At 69.8% G+C, this 18,621-nt stretch carries 14 protein-coding genes; 13 read left to right on the forward strand and 1 reads right to left on the reverse strand.

The window, feature by feature from the left end:
- Nucleotides 1-3: 3 nt before the first annotated feature.
- Nucleotides 4-408: a hypothetical protein gene (locus WDU93_RS03650; RefSeq protein ID WP_337317627.1), complete on the reverse strand. Its 405-nt coding sequence runs from the start codon at nucleotides 406-408 to the stop codon at nucleotides 4-6.
- 118 nt (nucleotides 409-526) lie between these two features.
- Between WDU93_RS03650 and WDU93_RS03655 the strand changes: the two genes are divergently transcribed.
- From WDU93_RS03655 to guaA, 13 genes are all read left to right on the forward strand, one after another.
- Nucleotides 527-805 (forward strand): DUF2277 domain-containing protein, encoded by a 279-nt coding sequence (locus tag WDU93_RS03655; protein ID WP_337317629.1) that lies wholly within the window; start codon nucleotides 527-529, stop codon nucleotides 803-805.
- A gap of 29 nt (nucleotides 806-834) precedes the next feature.
- Entirely contained in the window at nucleotides 835-2,235 is a 1,401-nt protein-coding gene (locus tag WDU93_RS03660) for an MFS transporter (RefSeq protein WP_337317631.1), read from the forward strand.
- A complete protein-coding gene (locus tag WDU93_RS03665) occupies nucleotides 2,232-3,689 on the forward strand; it encodes a pyridoxal phosphate-dependent decarboxylase family protein (RefSeq protein ID WP_337317633.1) in 1,458 nt (485 codons plus the stop codon). The genes WDU93_RS03660 and WDU93_RS03665 overlap by 4 nt, the downstream gene beginning before the upstream one ends.
- Before the next feature lie 44 nt (nucleotides 3,690-3,733).
- Nucleotides 3,734-5,419: an ABC-F family ATP-binding cassette domain-containing protein gene (locus tag WDU93_RS03670; protein WP_337317635.1), complete on the forward strand. Its 1,686-nt coding sequence runs from the start codon at nucleotides 3,734-3,736 to the stop codon at nucleotides 5,417-5,419.
- Between the two features lie 37 nt (nucleotides 5,420-5,456).
- The gene (locus WDU93_RS03675; protein ID WP_337318085.1) at nucleotides 5,457-6,575 is read left to right on the forward strand and encodes a GuaB3 family IMP dehydrogenase-related protein; all 1,119 of its coding nucleotides are present in this window, start codon (nucleotides 5,457-5,459) and stop codon (nucleotides 6,573-6,575) included.
- Nucleotides 6,572-7,405, forward strand: a complete 834-nt coding sequence (locus WDU93_RS03680; protein WP_337317638.1) for an SURF1 family protein — start codon at nucleotides 6,572-6,574, stop codon at nucleotides 7,403-7,405. Before WDU93_RS03675 ends, WDU93_RS03680 begins: the two co-directional genes overlap by 4 nt.
- A gap of 240 nt (nucleotides 7,406-7,645) precedes the next feature.
- The gene (locus WDU93_RS03685; RefSeq protein ID WP_337317640.1) at nucleotides 7,646-12,217 is read left to right on the forward strand and encodes an ExeM/NucH family extracellular endonuclease; all 4,572 of its coding nucleotides are present in this window, start codon (nucleotides 7,646-7,648) and stop codon (nucleotides 12,215-12,217) included.
- Nucleotides 12,218-12,390: 173 nt separating this feature from the next.
- Complete coding sequence (locus WDU93_RS03690; protein WP_337317643.1) at nucleotides 12,391-13,188, forward strand: DeoR/GlpR family DNA-binding transcription regulator; 798 nt, start codon at nucleotides 12,391-12,393, stop codon at nucleotides 13,186-13,188.
- Nucleotides 13,185-14,126, forward strand: coding sequence for a 1-phosphofructokinase family hexose kinase (locus WDU93_RS03695; RefSeq protein WP_337317645.1), 942 nt, complete (start codon nucleotides 13,185-13,187; stop codon nucleotides 14,124-14,126). Before WDU93_RS03690 ends, WDU93_RS03695 begins: the two co-directional genes overlap by 4 nt.
- Nucleotides 14,127-14,150: 24 nt before the next feature.
- Nucleotides 14,151-16,172, forward strand: coding sequence for a PTS fructose transporter subunit IIABC (locus tag WDU93_RS03700; RefSeq protein WP_337317647.1), 2,022 nt, complete (start codon nucleotides 14,151-14,153; stop codon nucleotides 16,170-16,172).
- Between the two features lie 46 nt (nucleotides 16,173-16,218).
- Nucleotides 16,219-16,488, forward strand: a complete 270-nt coding sequence (locus WDU93_RS03705) for an HPr family phosphocarrier protein (protein ID WP_337317649.1) — start codon at nucleotides 16,219-16,221, stop codon at nucleotides 16,486-16,488.
- Between the two features lie 73 nt (nucleotides 16,489-16,561).
- Nucleotides 16,562-17,032 (forward strand): DUF3817 domain-containing protein, encoded by a 471-nt coding sequence (locus WDU93_RS03710; protein ID WP_337317652.1) that lies wholly within the window; start codon nucleotides 16,562-16,564, stop codon nucleotides 17,030-17,032.
- The gene (gene guaA / locus WDU93_RS03715) at nucleotides 17,029-18,615 is read left to right on the forward strand and encodes a glutamine-hydrolyzing GMP synthase (protein ID WP_337317655.1); all 1,587 of its coding nucleotides are present in this window, start codon (nucleotides 17,029-17,031) and stop codon (nucleotides 18,613-18,615) included. Before WDU93_RS03710 ends, guaA begins: the two co-directional genes overlap by 4 nt.
- The last annotated feature ends 6 nt before the right edge of the window (nucleotides 18,616-18,621 follow it).

Raw genomic sequence — 18,621 nt, forward strand, 5'->3', positions numbered from 1 at the left:
GGATCAGCTGCAGGTGTAGGTGACGCCGTTGACCTGCCAGACGCCGGGACCGTACTCGGCGCACACGCTGAAGATGCTGGCGAAGAAGGCGCCGGCGATGGCCAGCGCGGCGATCCCCAGCACGGTGAGGATCGCTCCGGCAATGATGCCTGCGATCGCAAGGCCCCTCGGGGCGCCTTGCTTCTTGAGCTTGACGGCCGCGACGATGCTGAGGATGAGGCCGACTGGTGCCGCGACGAAGGCGAGCACGAGGCCGGCGATGGCCAGTCCCTGGCTGGGCGCGGGCGCGGGGGCGCCGTAGGCGGGGGAGCCGTAGGCGGGGTACGTCGCCGATGGCGGCTGGTAGGCGGGGGCGCTGGGCGGTCCCGAGGGGATGCCCGGATTCGGGGGCGGTGGCTGATCGGTCATCGACGGACTCCTTCTCGTGCGCGCAGACGACCCAGGTGGCCGTGTCCTGAGCGTAGCGCCGGGGTGGGTGGCGCACGACCTCTTTCCTGTGTCGGCGCCGCGGCGTAGCGTGCCCGGTATGTGCCGCAACATCCACACTCTCCACAACTTCGAACCCGCCGCGACGAACGATGAGGTGCACGCTGCCGCCCTGCAGTACGTGCGCAAGATCGCCGGCACCACCAAGCCCTCCAAGGCCAACCAGGAGGCCTTCGACCGGGCCGTCGCCGAGATCGCCCATGCCACGCAGCATCTGCTCGATGATCTCGTCGCGACCAGGCCGCCGAAGAACCGTGAGGAAGAGGCTGAGAAGGCCAGGGCCCGCGCGATCGCCTCCGGGCGCTACTCGGCGGCGTGAGGCGGCGGCCGCTCACTAAAGTGGGCGGCATGGCTTCAGCGTCGAACCCGACGACCGCTGACCGACTTTCGCGCGGTCAGGTCACCCGATATGCGATCGGCTCCCTCGGTACTGGCGGCTTCGCCACGCTGCCGGGACTGGTGCTGGTGTACTACCTCACCGACTCGCTCGGCGTCGCGGCGCTCGCCGCGGGCGTGATCGTCACCGCCGCGAAGGTATGGGATGTGCTCATCGACCCCGTGATCGGCGAGCTCAGCGACCGGGCGCACCTGCGGCACGGCACGCGGCGCGGGTTGATGGTGATCGGTGGCATCGGGCTGCCGATCGCGTTCGTGCTCACCTTCGCCGTGCCAGGAGGGCTCGGTGCGATGCCGTCCGCGGTGTGGGTGCTGGTGGCGTTCATCCTGGCCGCGACATGCTTCAGCCTGTTCCAGGTGCCCTACATCGCGCTCCCGGCCGAGCTCACCGACAGCTATCGCGAGCGCACCCGGCTGCTCAGCTGGCGGGTCGTCGTGCTGACGTTCGCGATCCTGCTGTTCGGTGCCGGTGGTCCCGAACTGCGCGGGCTGTTCCCTGACGCCCCGCTGACCGGATATCTCGTGATGGCCATCGTGGCCGCGGTCGTGCTTGCCGTGGGCATGCTCATCGCCGCGACCGTGGCGCCCCGCACGGCACTCGCCCCACCCGCCGGCTCGACGGCCCCCGCGGCATCCGGCTCGCCCTATCGCGCCGCGCTGCGGGTCCTGCGCGAGAGCCAGCCGTTCCGCGCGCTGCTGCTGACCTACATGCTGCAGGGGCTGGCGACCGGCCTCATGCTGGCAGCGGCGCAGTTCGTCGCGCGTTGGCTGCTCGACGATGAGGGCGCGGTGACTCCGCTGTTCCTCGCGCTGATCGCTCCCGCGCTGTTCGCGGCACCACTGTGGAAGCTCGTCGCCGACCGGGTCGGCAAGGAGCGCGCGTTCCGCCTCTCCAGCTTGCTCTTCCTCCTCGCCGTGCTCGTGCTGGTGGGTATGGTGTGGGCGCCGGGGTGGTGGATCCTCGCGCCGGTCGCGCTCGCCGGCGCGGCGTATGCTGGCATGCAGACCCTGCCGATGGCGATGCTGCCCGACATCATCGCGCACGACCGTAGGCGGGGCGGCGACCGCGGCCGGGCGGGCATGTTCAGCGGGGTGTGGACAGCGGGGGAGACCACCGGCATGGCGCTCGGCGCCACCGTGCTGTCGATCGTGCTCGCCGTCACCGGGTACATCGAATCGACCGCCGGCGCGCAGGCCGCGGCGCAGCCGGATGCCGCCCGGGTCGGCATCGCGCTGGCCTTCAGCGCCCTGCCCGCAGCCCTCATGGTGCTCAGCCTGGTGAGCCTCGCCCGATACCGGCTGCGCGAGAGCGATATCGCGGGCACAGCCCCCACCGCAGGAGACGCCGCATGACCGCCCCCGACGAGATCCTGACCCGACTGCAGCGTCTGCGCGCCGGTGACGCGCCCACCCACGGCGGACGGGTGCTGTCGTACGTGTACGACTCGGGCCGGCCGGAGCTCGACGAGCTTGCCGAACGCGCCGCGGCGCTCGCCCGGCCGCTGAACGGGCTCGACCCCACGGTGTTCCCCTCGATCGCCGCCATGGAGCGTGACCTCATCGCCTTCGCCCGACGCAGCTTCCACGGCGGTGGCTCGGTCGTCGGTTCGGTCACCAGCGGCGGCACCGAGAGTTGCCTGCTGGCGGTGAAGACGGCGCGCGATCTGTGGCGGCGTGCGCACCCGAACCGTGCCCACGAGCGCCCACGCCTGGTCGCCCCGCAGACTGCGCATGCCGCGTTCCAGAAGGCGGCAGGACTGTTCGACCTGCAGTTCGACCCCGTGCCGTGCCGCGCTGACGGCGGCGTGGACGCGGCGGCGATGATCGACCGGATGGGCGACGACGTCGCGCTCGTCGTGGTCTCCGCGCCCGCGTATCCCACGGGCGAGCTCGACCCCATCGCGCCGGTCGCCGCGGCTGCCGCCGATCGGGGGATCTCGTGTCACGTCGACGCCTGCTTCGGTGGTTTCGTGCTGCCCTGGTGGCCGGAGCTGCCCGCCTGGGACTTCCGGGTGCGCGGGGTGACCAGCCTGTCGGCCGACCTGCACAAGTTCGGCTACGCACCCAAGGGGGTCTCGGTGCTGCTGCACCGCGGACGCCGCCGCCACCGCGCCCAGTTCTTCGCCACCACGCGCTGGGCGGGCTATCCGGTCGTCAACCCGACTCTCTTGGGCTCACGGTCGGCGTCGCCCACCGCTGCGGCGTGGGCGATCGTGCAGCACCTGGGCTCACGGGGGTACGCCGAGCTCACCGGGTCGATCGTGCGCGCGGCATCCGGCATCCGTTCCACCGTGCAGGCGATCGACGGCCTGCGCGTGTGGGGCGACCCGGTGGGACCCGCCCTCGCTCTCGTCGCCGACACGGCTGTGCCCGCAGACAGACGCGTCGACCCGCACCACCTCGCCGACGCGCTCACCGCGCATGGCTGGAAGATCCAGCATCAGCCGGGCTTCGTGCAGGCCGACGGCACGCGCCTGCCCCGCAGCGCGCACCTCACCCTCACTCCGGTGCTCGAGGCCGGGCTGGACGACTTCCTCGCCTCGCTCAGCGCCGCCGCGGATGCCGTGCGCGGGCGCCCCGCTGCCGATCCGCGCGTGCTGCGCGGCGCGCTGCGCGCCCTCGGGTACGGGCCGGGCGGACGCATCCCCTCGCCGAGCGCCGCGTGGCGACTGCTGCGTCTCGCCGGCGCCGGCCGGGTCTCGGCCGATCAGCCGCTCGCCACCCTCATGGCGTTGATCGAAGCGCTGCCCGCCGAGGTCGCGGAAACCTTGCTCATCGAACTCCTCGCCCGGCACTCCGAACCCTGATAGCCTGATCGGCTCGCTGCTCTGCGGGCGGAAGGATTCCACCCGTGGGCTATATCGATGTCAGCGCCATCTCGCTGACCCTCCCTGACGGTCGGCCGCTGCTGGACGAGGCGACGTTCCGCGTCGGCAACGGCTCGACCAGCGCCCTCATCGGCCCCAACGGCGCCGGCAAGTCGACGCTGCTGCGCATCATTCGTGGCGCTCAGTCCGCTGACGCCGGCGCCGTCACGATCGACGGGGCGCTGGGCGTGATGGACCAGTTCGTCGGGCATGCCGATGCCGGCACCGTGCACGACCTGCTCGTGCGGGTGGCGCCGGCACGCATCCGTGCCGCCGCCCAGGCGCTCGAAGCTGCCGAGAACGCGCTCATCGAAGACGACACCGAGCGCACGCAGATGGCCTACGCGACCGCGCTGGCCGAGTACGCCGACGCCGGCGGCTACGAGCACGAGACCGTGTGGGACAGGTGCACGGTCGCCGCCCTCGGCATCCCGTTCGAGCGAGCGCGGTTCCGCGACCTGGCCACGCTCTCCGGCGGCGAGCAGAAGCGGCTGGCGCTGGAAGCCCTGCTCCGTGGCCCCGACGATGTGCTCCTGCTCGACGAACCCGACAACTACCTCGACGTGCCGGGCAAGCGGTGGCTCGAAGGGCAACTGCGCGAGACGCCGAAGACCGTCCTGCTCGTCTCGCATGACCGCGAATTGCTCGCCCGCGCCGCCGACCGCATCGTCACGCTCGAACCCGGCGGCGCCGGGGCGGTCGCCTGGGTGCACGGCGGCGGCTTCGCCACCTACCACCAGGCACGAATCGATCGGATGGACCGGCTCGACGAACTGCGTCGGCGCTGGGACGAGCAGCACCTCAAGCTGCGCACCCTGGTGGCGACCCTCAAGGTGAAGGCCTCGGCCAACGACGGCTTCGCCTCGCGGTATCAGGCCGCGCAGACCCGGTTGCGCAAGTTCGAAGAGGCCGGTCCGCCCGAGGAGCGCCCGCCCGCGCAGGAGTTCGACATGCGCCTGCGCGGCGCGCGCACGGGCAAACGGGCCATCGTCGCCGCCGACCTCGAGTTAAGCGGGCTGATGCGTCCGTTCGACGCCGAGATCTGGTTCGGTGATCGCGTCGCCGTGCTCGGCTCGAACGGGTCGGGGAAGTCGCACTTCCTGCGGCTGCTCGCCCGGGGCGGCACCGAGCCGGACGGCACGCTCGGCCATCTCACATCGGCCGGGGCTCGTCTCGAACTGGTCGCGCACACCGGCACGGTGGTGCTCGGCGCGCGCGTGGTGCCGGGTCTGTTCGCGCAGACGCACGAGCATCCGGAGTTCACCGGCCGTTCGCTGCTCGACATCCTGCACCGCGGTGACGACCGCCGTCACGGGATGCCGCGTGAAGGGGCGACCTCGGCACTGGACCGCTACGGCCTCGCCCGCCAGGCGCAGCAGGTGTTCGACCAGCTCTCCGGCGGGCAGCAGGCCCGGTTCCAGGTGCTGCTGCTGGAGCTCTCGGGTGCGACCCTGCTGCTCCTTGACGAGCCCACCGACAACCTCGACCTGGAGTCGGCCGAGGCGCTCGAGCAGGCGCTCGCGCGCTTCGAGGGCACCGTGCTCGCCGTCACGCATGACCGGTGGTTCGCGCGCTCCTTCGATCGGTTCCTCGTGTTCGGGCAGGACGGTGACGTCTACGAATCCGACGTGCCCGTGTGGGACGAGGCGAGGGTGGCGCGCGCCCGCTGAGCGGCGGGAGCGCGAACGGTAGGGTGGAGGGGTGACCATGGACATCGAGATCGGCCGAGGCAAGCGCGCACGCCGCGCGTACACGTTCGACGACATCGCGGTGGTGCCGTCGCGACGCACGCGCAACCCCGAAGACGTCTCCACGTCGTGGACGATCGACGCCTTCACCTTCGACATCCCCGTGCTCGGCGCGCCGATGGACTCGGTGGTGAGCCCGCAGACGGCCATCATGCTGGGTCAGCTCGGCGGCCTCGGCGTGCTCGACCTCGAGGGCCTGTGGACCCGCTACGAGTCGCCGGAGCCGCTGCTGGACGAGATCGCCGCGCTGCCCGACGAGCAGGCCACCGTGCGGATGCAGCAGCTGTACGCCGAGCCGATCAAGCCCGAGCTGATCAAGCAGCGCCTTGCCGAGATTCGCGAAGCGGGTGTCACCGTGGCCGGATCGCTCACTCCGCAGCGCACGCAGGAGCTGTATGAGACGGTCATCGCCGCAGGCGTCGACCTCTTCGTCATCCGCGGCACGACGGTCTCGGCCGAGCACGTCTCCAGCGTCGCCGAGCCCCTGAACCTGAAGAAGTTCATCTACGACCTCGACGTGCCGGTGATCGTCGGCGGGGCCGCCACCTACACGGCCGCCCTGCACCTCATGCGCACGGGGGCCGCTGGCGTGCTCGTCGGCTTCGGCGGGGGAGCGGCATCGACGACGCGCGCGACCCTCGGCATCCACGCGCCCATGGCGACCGCGGTCTCCGACGTCGCTGCTGCGCGCCGCGACTACCTCGACGAGTCGGGCGGGCGCTACGTGCACGTCATCGCCGATGGTGGCGTCGGTACATCGGGAGACGTCGTGAAGGCGCTCGCGATGGGGGCGGATGCTGTCATGCTCGGCGTCGCCCTCGCTCGCGCCACGGATGCCCCCGGCCGGGGTTACCACTGGGGCCCTGAGGCGCACCACCCGCAGCTGCCGCGCGGCCGCCGCGTCGGTGTGGAAGGCATCGGCACGCTCGAAGAGGTGCTCTACGGCCCCGCACCCGTCGCCGACGGCACCGCCAACCTCATCGGCGCCCTGCGCAAGTCGATGGCGACCACCGGCTACTCCGACCTCAAGGAGTTCCAGCGGGTGGAGGTCGTCCTCGCCCCCTACGAGCAGGGATGACCCCAGCATCCGACGACCGCGGCGACAGGCCCGCGGCGAGCGACATCCCTGAGTTCCCGCCGACCCTGCGCGAGGTGCTGCAGCGTCCGCGGTGGCTCGGGATGCTGCTGCTGTGCCTCGTGGTGGCCGGTGTCTTCGCGTGGCTCGGCCAATGGCAGCTCGCGCGCGCGGTCGACACGGACCCGCCGGCTCCCGGCGTGACCGAGGAGGTCGTGCCGCTGGCCCAGGTGGTCGAGCCCGGGCACTACCTGGCCGAGTCGTCGGGCGGTCAGCGGGTAGAGACGAGCGGCACCTGGGTGCCGGAAGACTTCATCGTCGTCTCCGGCCGCTTCAATGGCGGCGTGGAGGGCTACTGGGTCACCGGGCAGCTGCGCGTCGCCGAACGCACCTCGATCGCTGTCGCGCTGGGCTGGGCCCCGACGCGCGAGCAGGCGGATGCTGCCGCGGCCGAGCTGACTGATGCCGGGGCGGCAGACGCGGCGATCACCGGCCGCCTGATCGACGACGAGGGCGTGACGGTTCCGCCTCGGGCCGCGCCGTACGAGCTCGACCGGATGTCGCCCGCGGCCCTGCTCTCGCGCTGGCACGACACCGAGCAGCTCGACGTGTACCGCCCGTACCTCGCGTCTGCGCAGGCGCCGGCGGGCCTCGAGCACATCGACTCGCCGGCACCGGAAGAGAAATCGACGGTCAACTGGCTGAACATCTTCTACGCCGCGGAGTGGGTGATCTTCGCTGGGTTCGCGTTCTACCTCTGGTACCGCCTTGCGCGCGACGCCTGGGAACGTGAGCTCGAGGAGTTCGACGACGCGGCATCGTCTGAATCCTGACGATCCGGGGCCTTTCGGGTGACCGGTGGGTGACCGTTCGGACAACCCCCTTGAGGATTGTCTGAGAGTCCGCTTAGTGTCTCATCCATGTGTGCACGCCCCCGTGGCGCGCGTGCCGACGGTTTCACGAGAGCCGTCGAGGACCTGAATGAGGAGACAGCGACGATGCCAGCCCCGCAAGACGAGAACCGTGAGGTTCCCGTGACACACCGATCGAGGGGCCGCATCTGCGCCCTCGCCATGACCACAACAGTCGCGCTGGGCTTCGGCTCGCTCGCGGCCGTACCCGCCTTCGCCACTGTCGACGGGACGGGGGTGGTGATCAACGAGGCGTACCTGTCCGGCGGCAGCGCGGGAGCGGCGTTCACGCACAAGTTCGTCGAGTTGTACAACCCGACGTCGGCGCCGATCGACCTGGCCGGCATGTCGCTGCAGTACCGCTCCGCGGGCGGCACCGGCGCGTTCACGGGCGTCACGGCACTGACCGGCACGATCCCCGCCGGCGGGTACTTCCTCGTGCAGGGCGGCACGAATAACGCCGGCTCCACCGCGGCGGCTCTGCCGAAGCCGGATGTCACGGGCAGCATCAACCCGAGCGGCACCACCGGCACCATCGCGCTGGTCGACGGCACCTCGGCTGTCACGCTGGGCACCGGATCGATCGTCGGACAGGACGACGTCGTCGACCTGCTCGGCTATGGCGGATCGAACACGTTCGAGGGCAGCAAGGCGACTGCCCCGTCGAGCAACACCGATGTGCGGTCGCTGAACCGCACCGACGGTGCAGACACCGACGTCAACAGCGCCGACTTCAGCCTGTCGGCCGAGATCACCCCGAAGAACTCCGGGGGAGGGGGCGGCACCGACCCCGAGCCCGAGCCCACCGCGAAGACGATCGCTGAGATCCAGGGCACCACCGGTACCTCGCCGCTCGCCGGCCAGGTCGTCACCACCACCGGCGTCATCACCGCCGACTACCGCACCGGCGGCTATGCCGGCATCGTGATCCAGACGCAGGGCTCCGGTGGCGACACCGACGCGACCCCCGGCGCCTCCGACGGCCTGTTCGTGTACCTCGCGGGCAAGAGCGTGCCGGGAGAGATCGGCGACCTCGTCTCGGTCACCGGCACGGTGAGCGAGTACTTCGGACAGACGCAGATCGAGCCGGCCGCGGCATCGGGCGTGACTGTCACCACCGCAGACGCCGGGGTGCCCGCGGCGACCGCGCTGCCGACCACCGCCGTCGGCAGCGACCGTGAGGCGCTCGAGAGCATGCTCGTCGCGCCGACGGGCGACTACGCCGTCGCATCCAGTCACCAGCTCTACAACTTCGGCACGCTGTGGCTGAACCCGGGCGAGCTGAACGTCAAGAGCACCGAGGCTGCGCGCCCCGGAGCCGACGCCGATGCGATCGCCGCGGCCAACCGCGCCGACCGCATCCTGCTCGATGATGGCTACTCGATCCAGATCAGCAACGCCGCGCACGAGAACGACCAGCCCTACTTCACCAAGGGCGCGGTCGTCCGCAACGGCGACCTGGTGGACTTCGGCGACACCGCACTCGTGCTCGGCTACGGCTTCGACGACTGGCGTCTGCAGCCGGTGACCCCGATCGACTCCACCACCGCGGCGGCAGACAAGGTCGGATTCACCGCCGCCAACCCCCGCTCCGAGGTGCCGTCCGTCGGTGGTGACGTGCAGGTCGGCTCGTTCAACGTGTACAACTACTTCACGACGCTCAAGAGCGAGAACGCGGATGCGCGTGGTGCTGCGGATGCCGCACAGTTCGCCATCCAGAAGTCGAAGATCGTCGCCGCGATCAACGGACTGGATGCCGAGATCGTCTCGCTCATGGAGATCGAGAACTCTGTCAAGCTCGGCAAGCCGGTCGACACCGCGCTCGCCGACCTGGTCGACGGTCTCAACGCCGCCGCGGGCAACGAGGTGTGGGACTACGTGCCCACGCCCGACGCGCTGCGCGATGCGGCGACGACCGACTTCATCACCAACGCGATCATCTACAAGAAGGGCGAGGTCACCCCGCAGGGTGACGCCGCCACGATCACCGATGAGACCGTGTGGGGCAACGCCCGCGAGCCGATCGCCCAGGCGTTCGACATCGACGGCCGCACCGTGACCGTCGTCGCCAACCACTTCAAGTCGAAGTCGGGCAGCGGCACCCAGCCCGCAGACGGGCAGGGCTTCTTCAACGCCGACCGCGTGAAGCAGGCCGAGTCGCTGCTCGCCTTCACCGACACCCTGGCTGAGACCAGCGGTAGCGACGACATGCTGCTGATCGGTGACTTCAACGCGTACAGCAAGGAAGACCCGATCAATGTCTTCAGCGAGGCCGGCTGGTCTGACCTCGTGGCTGACACGACCGACGGGCAGTACACGTACACGTTCGACGGCGAGCTGGGCTCTCTCGATCACGTGATCGCGTCGCCGTCGTTGGCAGCATCCATCACCGGTGCCGGTGTGTGGACGATCAACTCGCCGGAGTGGAGCGACCGTGGTTACGCATTCGGCGCCACCGAATCGGGCACGCCGTTCCGCTCCAGCGACCACGACCCGATCGTCGTGGGTGTCTCGGCCACCGAGCCGCCGGTCGAGATCGACGTCGTCACGATCAACGACTTCCATGGTCGGGTCGAGCCCAACACCTCGGGTGCGGCGGCGGGTATCGCCGAGATCGCCGGCGCGGTGCAGCAGTTCCGCTCCGAGAACCCGAACACGATCTTCGCGGGTGCCGGTGACCTCATCGGAGCCTCGACGTTCACGTCGTTCATCCTCGATGACAATCCCACGATCGACACGCTGAACCTCGCCGGGCTCGATGTGAGCGCGGCCGGAAACCACGAGTTCGATCAGGGCTGGGAAGACCTGCGCGACCGCGTGCAGGACCGCGCCGACTGGGAGTACATCTCGTCGAACGTCTTCCTCACCGAGACCGGTGAACCGGCCCTGACCCCGTCGTGGGTGAAGGAGCTCGACGGTGTGCGCGTGGGCTTCGTCGGCGCTGTCACCGAAGACCTCGGTTCGCTCGTCTCACCCGACGGCATCAAGGATCTCGAGGTGCGCAGCATCGTCGACTCGGTCAACGCCGAGGCCGACAAGCTCACCGACGGTGACGCCGGCAACGGTGAGGCCGATGTCGTGATCCTCCTCGTGCACGAGGGTGCCAGCACCGTCGAGCTCTCCAGCATCACCCCGGAGACGGCGCTCGGCGAGATCGTCTACGGCGTCGACAACAGTGTGGATGCCATCGTCTCGGCGCACACGCACCTGGCGTACAACCACGTCATCGACGGCCGCCCGGTCGTCTCGGCAGGTCAGTACGGCGAGAACCTCGGTCTGATGAACATCACGGTCGACCCGAAGACGAAGGAACTGCTCTCCATCGTCAACGAGATCAAGCCGATGAAGTCGTATGACCCGGACACCAAGAAGTACACCTCGCTCTACAAGCCGGTTCCTGAGGTCGCCGAGATCGTCGCGGCAGCCAAGAAGGAAGCCGACGTGCTGGGCAACGTCAAGGTCGGCGACATCACCGCCAACTTCAACCGCGCGCGCCAGTCCGCCGGCACTGAGAACCGCGGCGGCGAGTCGACGGTCGGCAACTTCGTCGCCGACGTGCAGAAGTGGGCGACGGGTGCTGACATCGCGTTCATGAACCCGGGTGGCCTGCGGGCCAACCTGACGTTCGCCTCCAGCAACGCGGATGACCCCAACGGCAACGTCACCTACCGTGAGGCGGCCGACGTGCAGCCGTTCGCCAACACGCTGGTGACGCAGACGCTCACCGGTGCGCAGATCAAGAGCGTGCTCGAGGAGCAGTGGCAGCCGGCAACCGAGCCCCGTCCGTTCCTCAAGCTCGGCGTCTCGAAGGGGCTGGAGTACACCTACGACCCCGCCGCGGCGAAGGGCTCGCACATCACGTCGATCACCCTCGACGGCAAGCCGATCGACCCGGCGGGCACCTACACGGTGGCGGCCAACTCGTTCCTCGCTTCGGGTGGCGACAAGTTCCTCACCCTGGCCGACGGCACGAACAAGGTCGACACCGGCAAGATCGACCTGCAGTCGATGGTCGATTGGTTCGACGCGAACAAAACCGCTACTCCGGACTACGCCCAGCGCGCCGTGGGTGCGACCTTCAGCGCACCGGACGCCGACGGCTACACCGCCGGTGACCAGGTCACGGTCGCGCTATCCTCGCTGGCGTTCAGCGCGGGCGAGCCCGCTCCTGGCGAGGTGACCCTGTCGCTGGGCGACACGCAGCTCGCCGCCGGTGCACTGGATCTGACGATCGTCGACACGACCGACGAGGTCGGACGCGTGAGCCTGACGTTCACCGTGCCGGAGGGCGTGTACGGCGAGCAGCTGCTCACGGTCGCCGTGGCCGGCACCGGCACGTCGGCACAGCTGCCGTTCACCATCGCCGGGGAGCCGGTCGACGAGGAGTTCGCCGGTACGATCGAGCTCGGATCGTCGAAGGTGGCCGCGGGCAAGAAGCTCACGATCACCGGCGCGGACTACACGCCGGGCGAGACGGTCACGGTGACGCTGCAGCCGAAGAAGGGGACGCCGGTCGAGGTCGGCACCGTCGTCGTCGGACAGGACGGCACGTTCACCACCTCCGTCGTCGTTCCGAAGAACACCAAGCCGGGCAAGTACACCGTGTCGGTGGCGCAGGCAGACGGCGATGCGGCATCCGCCACTGTCGTCGTCAACCGCGCCGGCGGAAACGGCGGCGGCTGGGTGAGCGAGCTCGCCGACTGGTTCGGAGGCCTGTTCTCCGGGTGGTTCTGAACACCCCTGCGTCAGCCGTGACGGGCTGACACACGACGAGGCCGTCGGGAGCGATCCCGGCGGCCTTCGTCGTGCCCGCAGGCAAAAACAGAATTAACCACATTGTCTCTTGTGTTTGTGTTGGAATGCCTTGTATCTTGTGGGAAACATCTCGCACGCGAGGGAGCCAGCACATGTACGCAGTGGAGCGTCAACAACTCATCGAGCGCATCCTGCTCGACGAGGGTCGCGTCGCGGTCGTGGAGCTTGCCCGTCGCTTCGATGTCACCACCGAGACCGTCCGACGTGACCTTGCCTCGCTCGAGCAGGCCGGTGCGCTGGTGCGCGTGCATGGCGGCGCGGTCGCAAAAGACGCCGACAGCACCACCGAGCCCACGGTTCTCGAGCGCACCCAGCAGCACGGAGCCGCGAAGCAGGCCATCGCCGCACGCGCGCTCTCCGCATTGCCGGCAGGATTCCGCGGTTCGGTCTTCATCGACGCCGGCACCACGACGGCCGCCATCGCCGCCGCCCTCACCGCGCGCCTCGCCACCGGGACCGAGCGACACCGCGAGCACGTCGAAGCCGTCACGCATTCGCTCACCATCGCCCCCGCGCTCGCCGGCGCCGACGGCATCTCGCTCACGGTCATCGGCGGCCGCATCCGCGGCGTCACCGCCGCGGCGGTCGGGGCAGATGCTGTTGCCGCCATCTCCCGGCTCCGACCCGACATCGCATTCGTCGGGACAAACGGGGTCTCCGCCGACTTCGGGCTGAGCACGCCCGACCCCGATGAGGCATCCATCAAGTCGGCGATCATCCGCGCTGCGCGCACCGTGGTCGTCGTCGCCGACGCCAGCAAGCTCGGACGCGAACTGCTCGTCACCTTCGGGTCGCTCGACGACATCGACGTGCTCGTGACCGACACCGAACCCCCCGCGGCGCTCGCCGCGGCTCTCGCCGACTCCGGAGTGGAGGTGTGGATCGCATGATCGTCACCCTGACCGCCAATCCCGCACTCGATCGCACGATCACCCTCCCGGCGCCGCTCGCGCCGGGTGAGGTGCAGGCGGCGACGTCCTCACGCGAGGATGCCGGTGGCAAAGGCATCAACGTCGCGCGGGTGATCGCCGCTGCCTCCTCGCCCGTCGTGGCCGTGCTGCCCCTGGCGGACGATGACCCGTATCGGGTGCCGCTGGAGGCCGCGGGCGTGCCGACCCGCGCGGTTCCGGTGGCACGCCCCGTGCGCGCGAACCTCGCCCTCACCGACCAGGACGGTGTCACCACCAAGATCAATCTGCCCGGCGTCGCGCTGAGCGCAGACGATGTCGCCGCGCTGACCGATGCGGTTGTCGCGGCCAGTGAAGGGGCGACGTGGCTGGTGCTCGCCGGTTCGCTGCCCGACGCGCTGGCCGACACCTTCTATGTCGATGTCGCCCGCGCGGTGCGTGCCCGGTGGGGTGCTCAGGCGCCGAAGATCGCGGTCGACACCTCGGGGCCGGCGCTGCGCCAGGTCGTCGCGCACGGTGCCCCTGACCTGATCAAGCCCAACGACGATGAGCTCGCGGAGTTCACCGGGGCGGCGCTCGACCCCGCCGACCCCGCTGGTGTCGCCGAGGCCGTCGCGCGCACGATCGTCCCGGCACAGGTGGCCTCCGCGCTCGTCACACTCGGATCCGCCGGTGCCGTCCTCGTCACCGCCAATGGCGCGTGGTTCTGCCCGGCGCCGCGCATCCGCGTCGCCAGCACGGTCGGGGCGGGCGACAGCTCACTCGCCGGCTACCTGCTGGCCGACGTCGCGGGCGGCGCCCCCGAAGACCGGCTGCTCTCGGCGATCCGCTACGGCGCCGCCGCCGCATCCCTCCCCGGCACCCAGGTGCCGTCGCCCGCCGACCTCGGCGGCGAATCCCTCACCGTTCGATCGCTGTAACCCACCGGCCCACAGGAGGTCAAAGTGTCAGACACCATCACCGCCGCGCTCGTCAGCATTGATGCTGACCTCGGCACAGACAAAGCCGCGGTCATCCGCGCCCTCGCCGATCGCGTGGCCGCCCAGGGGCGTGCCGACAGCGGGCAGGGGCTGTTCGATGACGCGTGGGCGCGCGAGCAGAAGGACGAGACCGGCCTGCCCGGCGGCATCGCTATTCCGCACGCCAAGAGCGCCTCGGTCACCACGCCGAGCCTCGCATTCGCCCGGCTCGCGCCCGGTGTCGACTTCGGCGCCCCGGACGGCCCTGCTGATCTGGTCTTCCTGATCGCCGCCCCCGACACCGCGGCCGAAGCCCACCTGGCGATGCTCTCCAAGCTCGCGCGCAGCCTCATGCAGGACGACTTCACGACCGCGCTGCGGGCGGCGAAGACCGAGGACGAGGTGGTCGCGATCGTGGATGCGGCGATCAGCGACGAACCCGCCGAGGCGGCGGCCCCGGTCGCCGCCGCGCCGGTTGCAGCGCCGGTGGACGGCGAAGCCCGCCCGACGCGCATCGTCGCAGTCACGGCCTGCGCCACCGGCATCGCACACACGTTCATGGCCGCCGACGCGCTCACCGCCGCCGGCCGCGCCGAGGGGGTCGACCTGGTGGTCGAGCCGCAGGGATCCAGCGGCTACAAGGCGCTGCCGCAGAGCGTGATCGACGACGCGGATGCCGTGATCTTCGCGGTCGACGTCGACGTCCGTGAGCAGGAGCGCTTCGCCGGGAAGCCGGTGATCCGCTCCGGCGTGAAGCGCGGCATCGAACAGCCGAAGCAGATGATCGCCGAGGCCGTGGCCGCGGCATCCGACCCCGCAGCGCCGCGCGTGCCGGCCACGGCCGCCGCGTCGTCGTCGAGCACCTCCGCCGCCGCGAACGAGTCGTTCGGCCGGCGCATCCAGCGCATCCTGCTCACCGGTGTGAGCTACATGATCCCGTTCGTCGCCGGTGGTGGTCTGCTGATCGCACTCGGCTTCCTGTTCGGCGGCTATGAGGTCAACGCCGACAACCGGGCGTTCGACATCGTGCTGCAGAACGCGCTGTGGGATCTGCCCGCAGGCGGCCTCGGCCAGTACATCGGCTCGGTGTTCTTCGTCATCGGCGCGACCTCGATGGGCTTCCTCGTCTCGGCGCTCGCCGGGTACATCGCCTTCGCGATCGCCGACCGGCCCGGTATCGCTCCCGGATTCGTGGCGGGCGCGATCGCCGTGCTGATGAACGCCGGCTTCATCGGCGGCATCATCGGCGGTCTGCTCGCCGGTTTCATCGCCTGGGCGATCGGCCGCATCGACGCGCCGCGCTGGCTGCGCGGCCTGATGCCTGTGGTGATCATCCCGCTGCTGGCGTCGATCGTCGCCTCCGGTCTCATGCTGCTGTTCCTCGGCCGCCCCATCGCGAGCCTGATGACCTTCCTGAACGACTGGCTGACCGGTATGGCCGGCAGCTCGGGCATCGTCGCGGTCGGTGTGATCCTCGGTCTGATGATGTGCTTCGACCTGGGTGGCCCGGTGAACAAGGTGGCGTACGCCTTCGCGACCGCCGGCCTCGCCTCTGCCTCGGCCGAGAACCCGACGCCGTACCTGATCATGGCCGCCGTGATGTGCTCGGGCATGGTGCCGCCGCTGGCGATGGCGCTGGCCTCGACAGTGATCGACCGCAAGCTGTTCACCCCTGTCGAGCGCGAGAACGGCGTCGCCGCGTGGCTGCTCGGTGCCTCGTTCATCAGCGAGGGCGCGATCCCGTTCGCCGCGGCCGACCCGCTGCGCGTGATCCCCGCCTCGATGCTCGGTGGTGCGCTGACCGGCGCGCTGTGCATGGTGTTCGGTGTGCAGTCGCTCGCCCCGCACGGTGGCATCTTCGTGTTCTTCGCGATCAACCCGATCTGGGGCTTCCTCGTCGCCCTCGTCGCTGGCACCGTGGTCAGCGCGCTGGCCGTCATCGTGCTCAAGCGCTTCGTCGGTCGCAGCGACCGCGCGCAGGTCGCCGCGGTTCCGGTCGCGGCCTGAGTACCGCATAATCACACCCATACCATCCACCGAAGGAGAAGGACACATGGCAGAACGACAGGCGACCATCGCCAGCAGCTCGGGCCTGCACGCCCGCCCCGCGAAGCTCTTCGTCGCGGCGGTGCAGGAGAAGGGCATCCCGGTCACGATCGCCGCCGAGGGCGGTGCCGACCTCAACGCCGGCAGCATCCTCTCGCTGATGGGGCTCGGGGCCGCCAAGGGCACCGTCGTCACGCTCAAGTCGGACGCCGAGGGTGCCGAGCAGGCGCTGGATGAACTGGTCGCCCTGCTGGAGACCGATCTCGACGCGGAGTGAACCATCCGTCAGAGGCCGCCGGGAGCGATTCCGGCGGCCTCTGGCGTTCAGCCATCCCCGGTAGACTGGGGGCATGCCCGAACCGAAAGCCGCCAGCTTTCCCGCCATCCGCGGAGCGCTGAGGTTCTATCAGATCGCCTCGATCATCACCGGCGTCATGCTGCTGCTGCTCGTCGCCGAGATGGTGCTGAAGTACACGCCCATCCATCTCGAGCTCTTCGTCGGCGGGTCCGGCGGCCTGGTCTGGTTCGCGCCCGTGGTCGAAGGCGCCGAGGGGCTGATGTCGACCGGCGACGGTTTCAACGTCTCGCTCGGCATCCTGGTGGCGCACGGCTGGTTCTACGTCGTGTACCTCTTCGCCTGCTTCCGGATGTGGAGCCTGATGCGCTGGCGTTTCCCGCGGTTCATCATGCTCGCCCTCGGTGGCGTCATCCCGTTCCTGTCGTTCTTCATGGAGGCGCGCGTCGCGCGTGACGTGAAGGCGTATCTTGCCGCCCGGGAGGCCTCCGCCGCCTCCGCCCCCGCCCCGGAAGGTGTCCGTTGACCGAACAGACCGAGACCCAGCAGCGCCCCGCGCTCGTCGTCGACTTCGGCGCGCAGTACGCGCAGCTGATCGCCCGTCGTGTGCGTGAGGCCGGCGTGTACAGCGAGATCGTGCCGCACACCGCGACGGCCGAAGAGATCGCCGCGAAGAACCCGGTGGCGATCATCCTCTCCGGCGGCCCGTCGTCGGTGTACGAGGAGGGCGCGCCGCGCCTGGACCCCGCCGTCTTCGACCTGGGTGTTCCCACCCTCGGCATCTGCTACGGCTTCCAGTACATGGCACAGACCCTCGGCGGCGAAGTCGCCAACACCGGTCTGCGCGAGTACGGTGCGACCGACGCGCACCTCTCGGCCGGTGACAGCACGCTGCTGGGCGGTCAGCCCGCCGAGCAGAACGTGTGGATGAGCCACGGCGACCAGGTCTCCCGCGCGCCCGAGGGCTTCGAGGTGCTCGCCACGACGGATGCCACCAAGGTCGCCGCGTTCGCCGATGAGGAGCGCCGCTTCTACGGTGTGCAGTGGCACCCCGAGGTGAAGCACTCCGACCACGGTCAGCACGTCATCGAGAACTTCCTGCACAAGGGTGCGGGTCTTCCGGCGGACTGGAACAGCGACAACGTGATCGCCGAGCAGATCGAGCGCATCCGCGAGCAGGTCGGTGACGCACGCGTCATCTCCGCCCTCTCGGGCGGTGTCGACTCGGCCGTCTCGACCGCCCTCGTGCACAAGGCGATCGGCGACCAGCTCACCGCGGTGTTCGTCGACCACGGTCTGCTGCGCAAGGGCGAGCGCGAGCAGGTCGAGAAGGACTACGTCGAGTCGACCGGTGTGCGTCTGATCACCGTCGACGCGCGTGAGACGTTCCTGCACCACCTGGCCGGCGTCACCGACCCCGAGACCAAGCGCAAGATCATCGGTCGCGAGTTCATCCGCGCGTTCGAGCAGGTGCAGCGCGACCTCGTCGAAGAGGCGAAGGCGACCGGCGGTGCTCCCGTGAAGTTCCTCGTGCAGGGCACCCTGTACCCCGACGTCGTCGAGTCCGGCGGCGGTGCCGGCACGGCGAACATCAAGTCGCACCACAACGTGGGCGGCCTGCCCGACGACCTCGATTTCGCTCTGGTGGAGCCGCTGCGCGCCCTGTTCAAGGACGAGGTGCGGGCGATCGGTCGCGAGCTCGGCATCCCCGAGGCGATCGTCGGCCGCCAGCCGTTCCCCGGCCCCGGCCTCGGCATCCGCATCATCGGTGAAGTGACCCAGGAGCGCCTGGACGTGCTGCGCGAGGCGGATGCGATCGCCCGCGAAGAGCTGACCAAGGCCGGTCTTGACCAGACGATCTGGCAGTGCCCCGTCGTGCTGCTCGCCGACGTGCGCTCGGTGGGCGTGCAGGGTGATGGCCGCACCTACGGTCACCCGATCGTGCTGCGCCCGGTCTCGAGTGAAGACGCGATGACCGCCGACTGGACGCGCCTGCCGTATGACGTGCTGGCGAAGATCTCGAACCGCATCACCAACGAGGTGCGCGAAGTCAACCGGGTGGTGCTGGACGTGACGTCGAAGCCGCCGGCAACGATCGAGTGGGAGTGACGGCGC

This window comes from Microbacterium istanbulense, from assembly GCF_037204145.1.
Taxonomy (GTDB): Bacteria; Actinomycetota; Actinomycetes; order Actinomycetales; family Microbacteriaceae; genus Microbacterium; species Microbacterium istanbulense.

Bases quoted from the DNA above. Each gene is read 5' to 3' on its own strand.
- WDU93_RS03650 (WP_337317627.1), bottom strand. From the start codon at position 408: ATGACCGATCAGCCACCGCCCCCGAATCCGGGCATCCCCTCGGGACCG.
- WDU93_RS03655 (WP_337317629.1), top strand. From the start codon at position 527: ATGTGCCGCAACATCCACACTCTCCACAACTTCGAACCCGCCGCGACG.
- WDU93_RS03660 (WP_337317631.1), top strand. From the start codon at position 835: ATGGCTTCAGCGTCGAACCCGACGACCGCTGACCGACTTTCGCGCGGT.
- WDU93_RS03665 (WP_337317633.1), top strand. From the start codon at position 2,232: ATGACCGCCCCCGACGAGATCCTGACCCGACTGCAGCGTCTGCGCGCC.
- WDU93_RS03675 (WP_337318085.1), top strand. From the start codon at position 5,457: ATGGACATCGAGATCGGCCGAGGCAAGCGCGCACGCCGCGCGTACACG.
- WDU93_RS03680 (WP_337317638.1), top strand. From the start codon at position 6,572: ATGACCCCAGCATCCGACGACCGCGGCGACAGGCCCGCGGCGAGCGAC.
- WDU93_RS03685 (WP_337317640.1), top strand. From the start codon at position 7,646: ATGACCACAACAGTCGCGCTGGGCTTCGGCTCGCTCGCGGCCGTACCC.
- WDU93_RS03690 (WP_337317643.1), top strand. From the start codon at position 12,391: ATGTACGCAGTGGAGCGTCAACAACTCATCGAGCGCATCCTGCTCGAC.
- WDU93_RS03695 (WP_337317645.1), top strand. From the start codon at position 13,185: ATGATCGTCACCCTGACCGCCAATCCCGCACTCGATCGCACGATCACC.
- WDU93_RS03705 (WP_337317649.1), top strand. From the start codon at position 16,219: ATGGCAGAACGACAGGCGACCATCGCCAGCAGCTCGGGCCTGCACGCC.
- WDU93_RS03710 (WP_337317652.1), top strand. From the start codon at position 16,562: ATGCCCGAACCGAAAGCCGCCAGCTTTCCCGCCATCCGCGGAGCGCTG.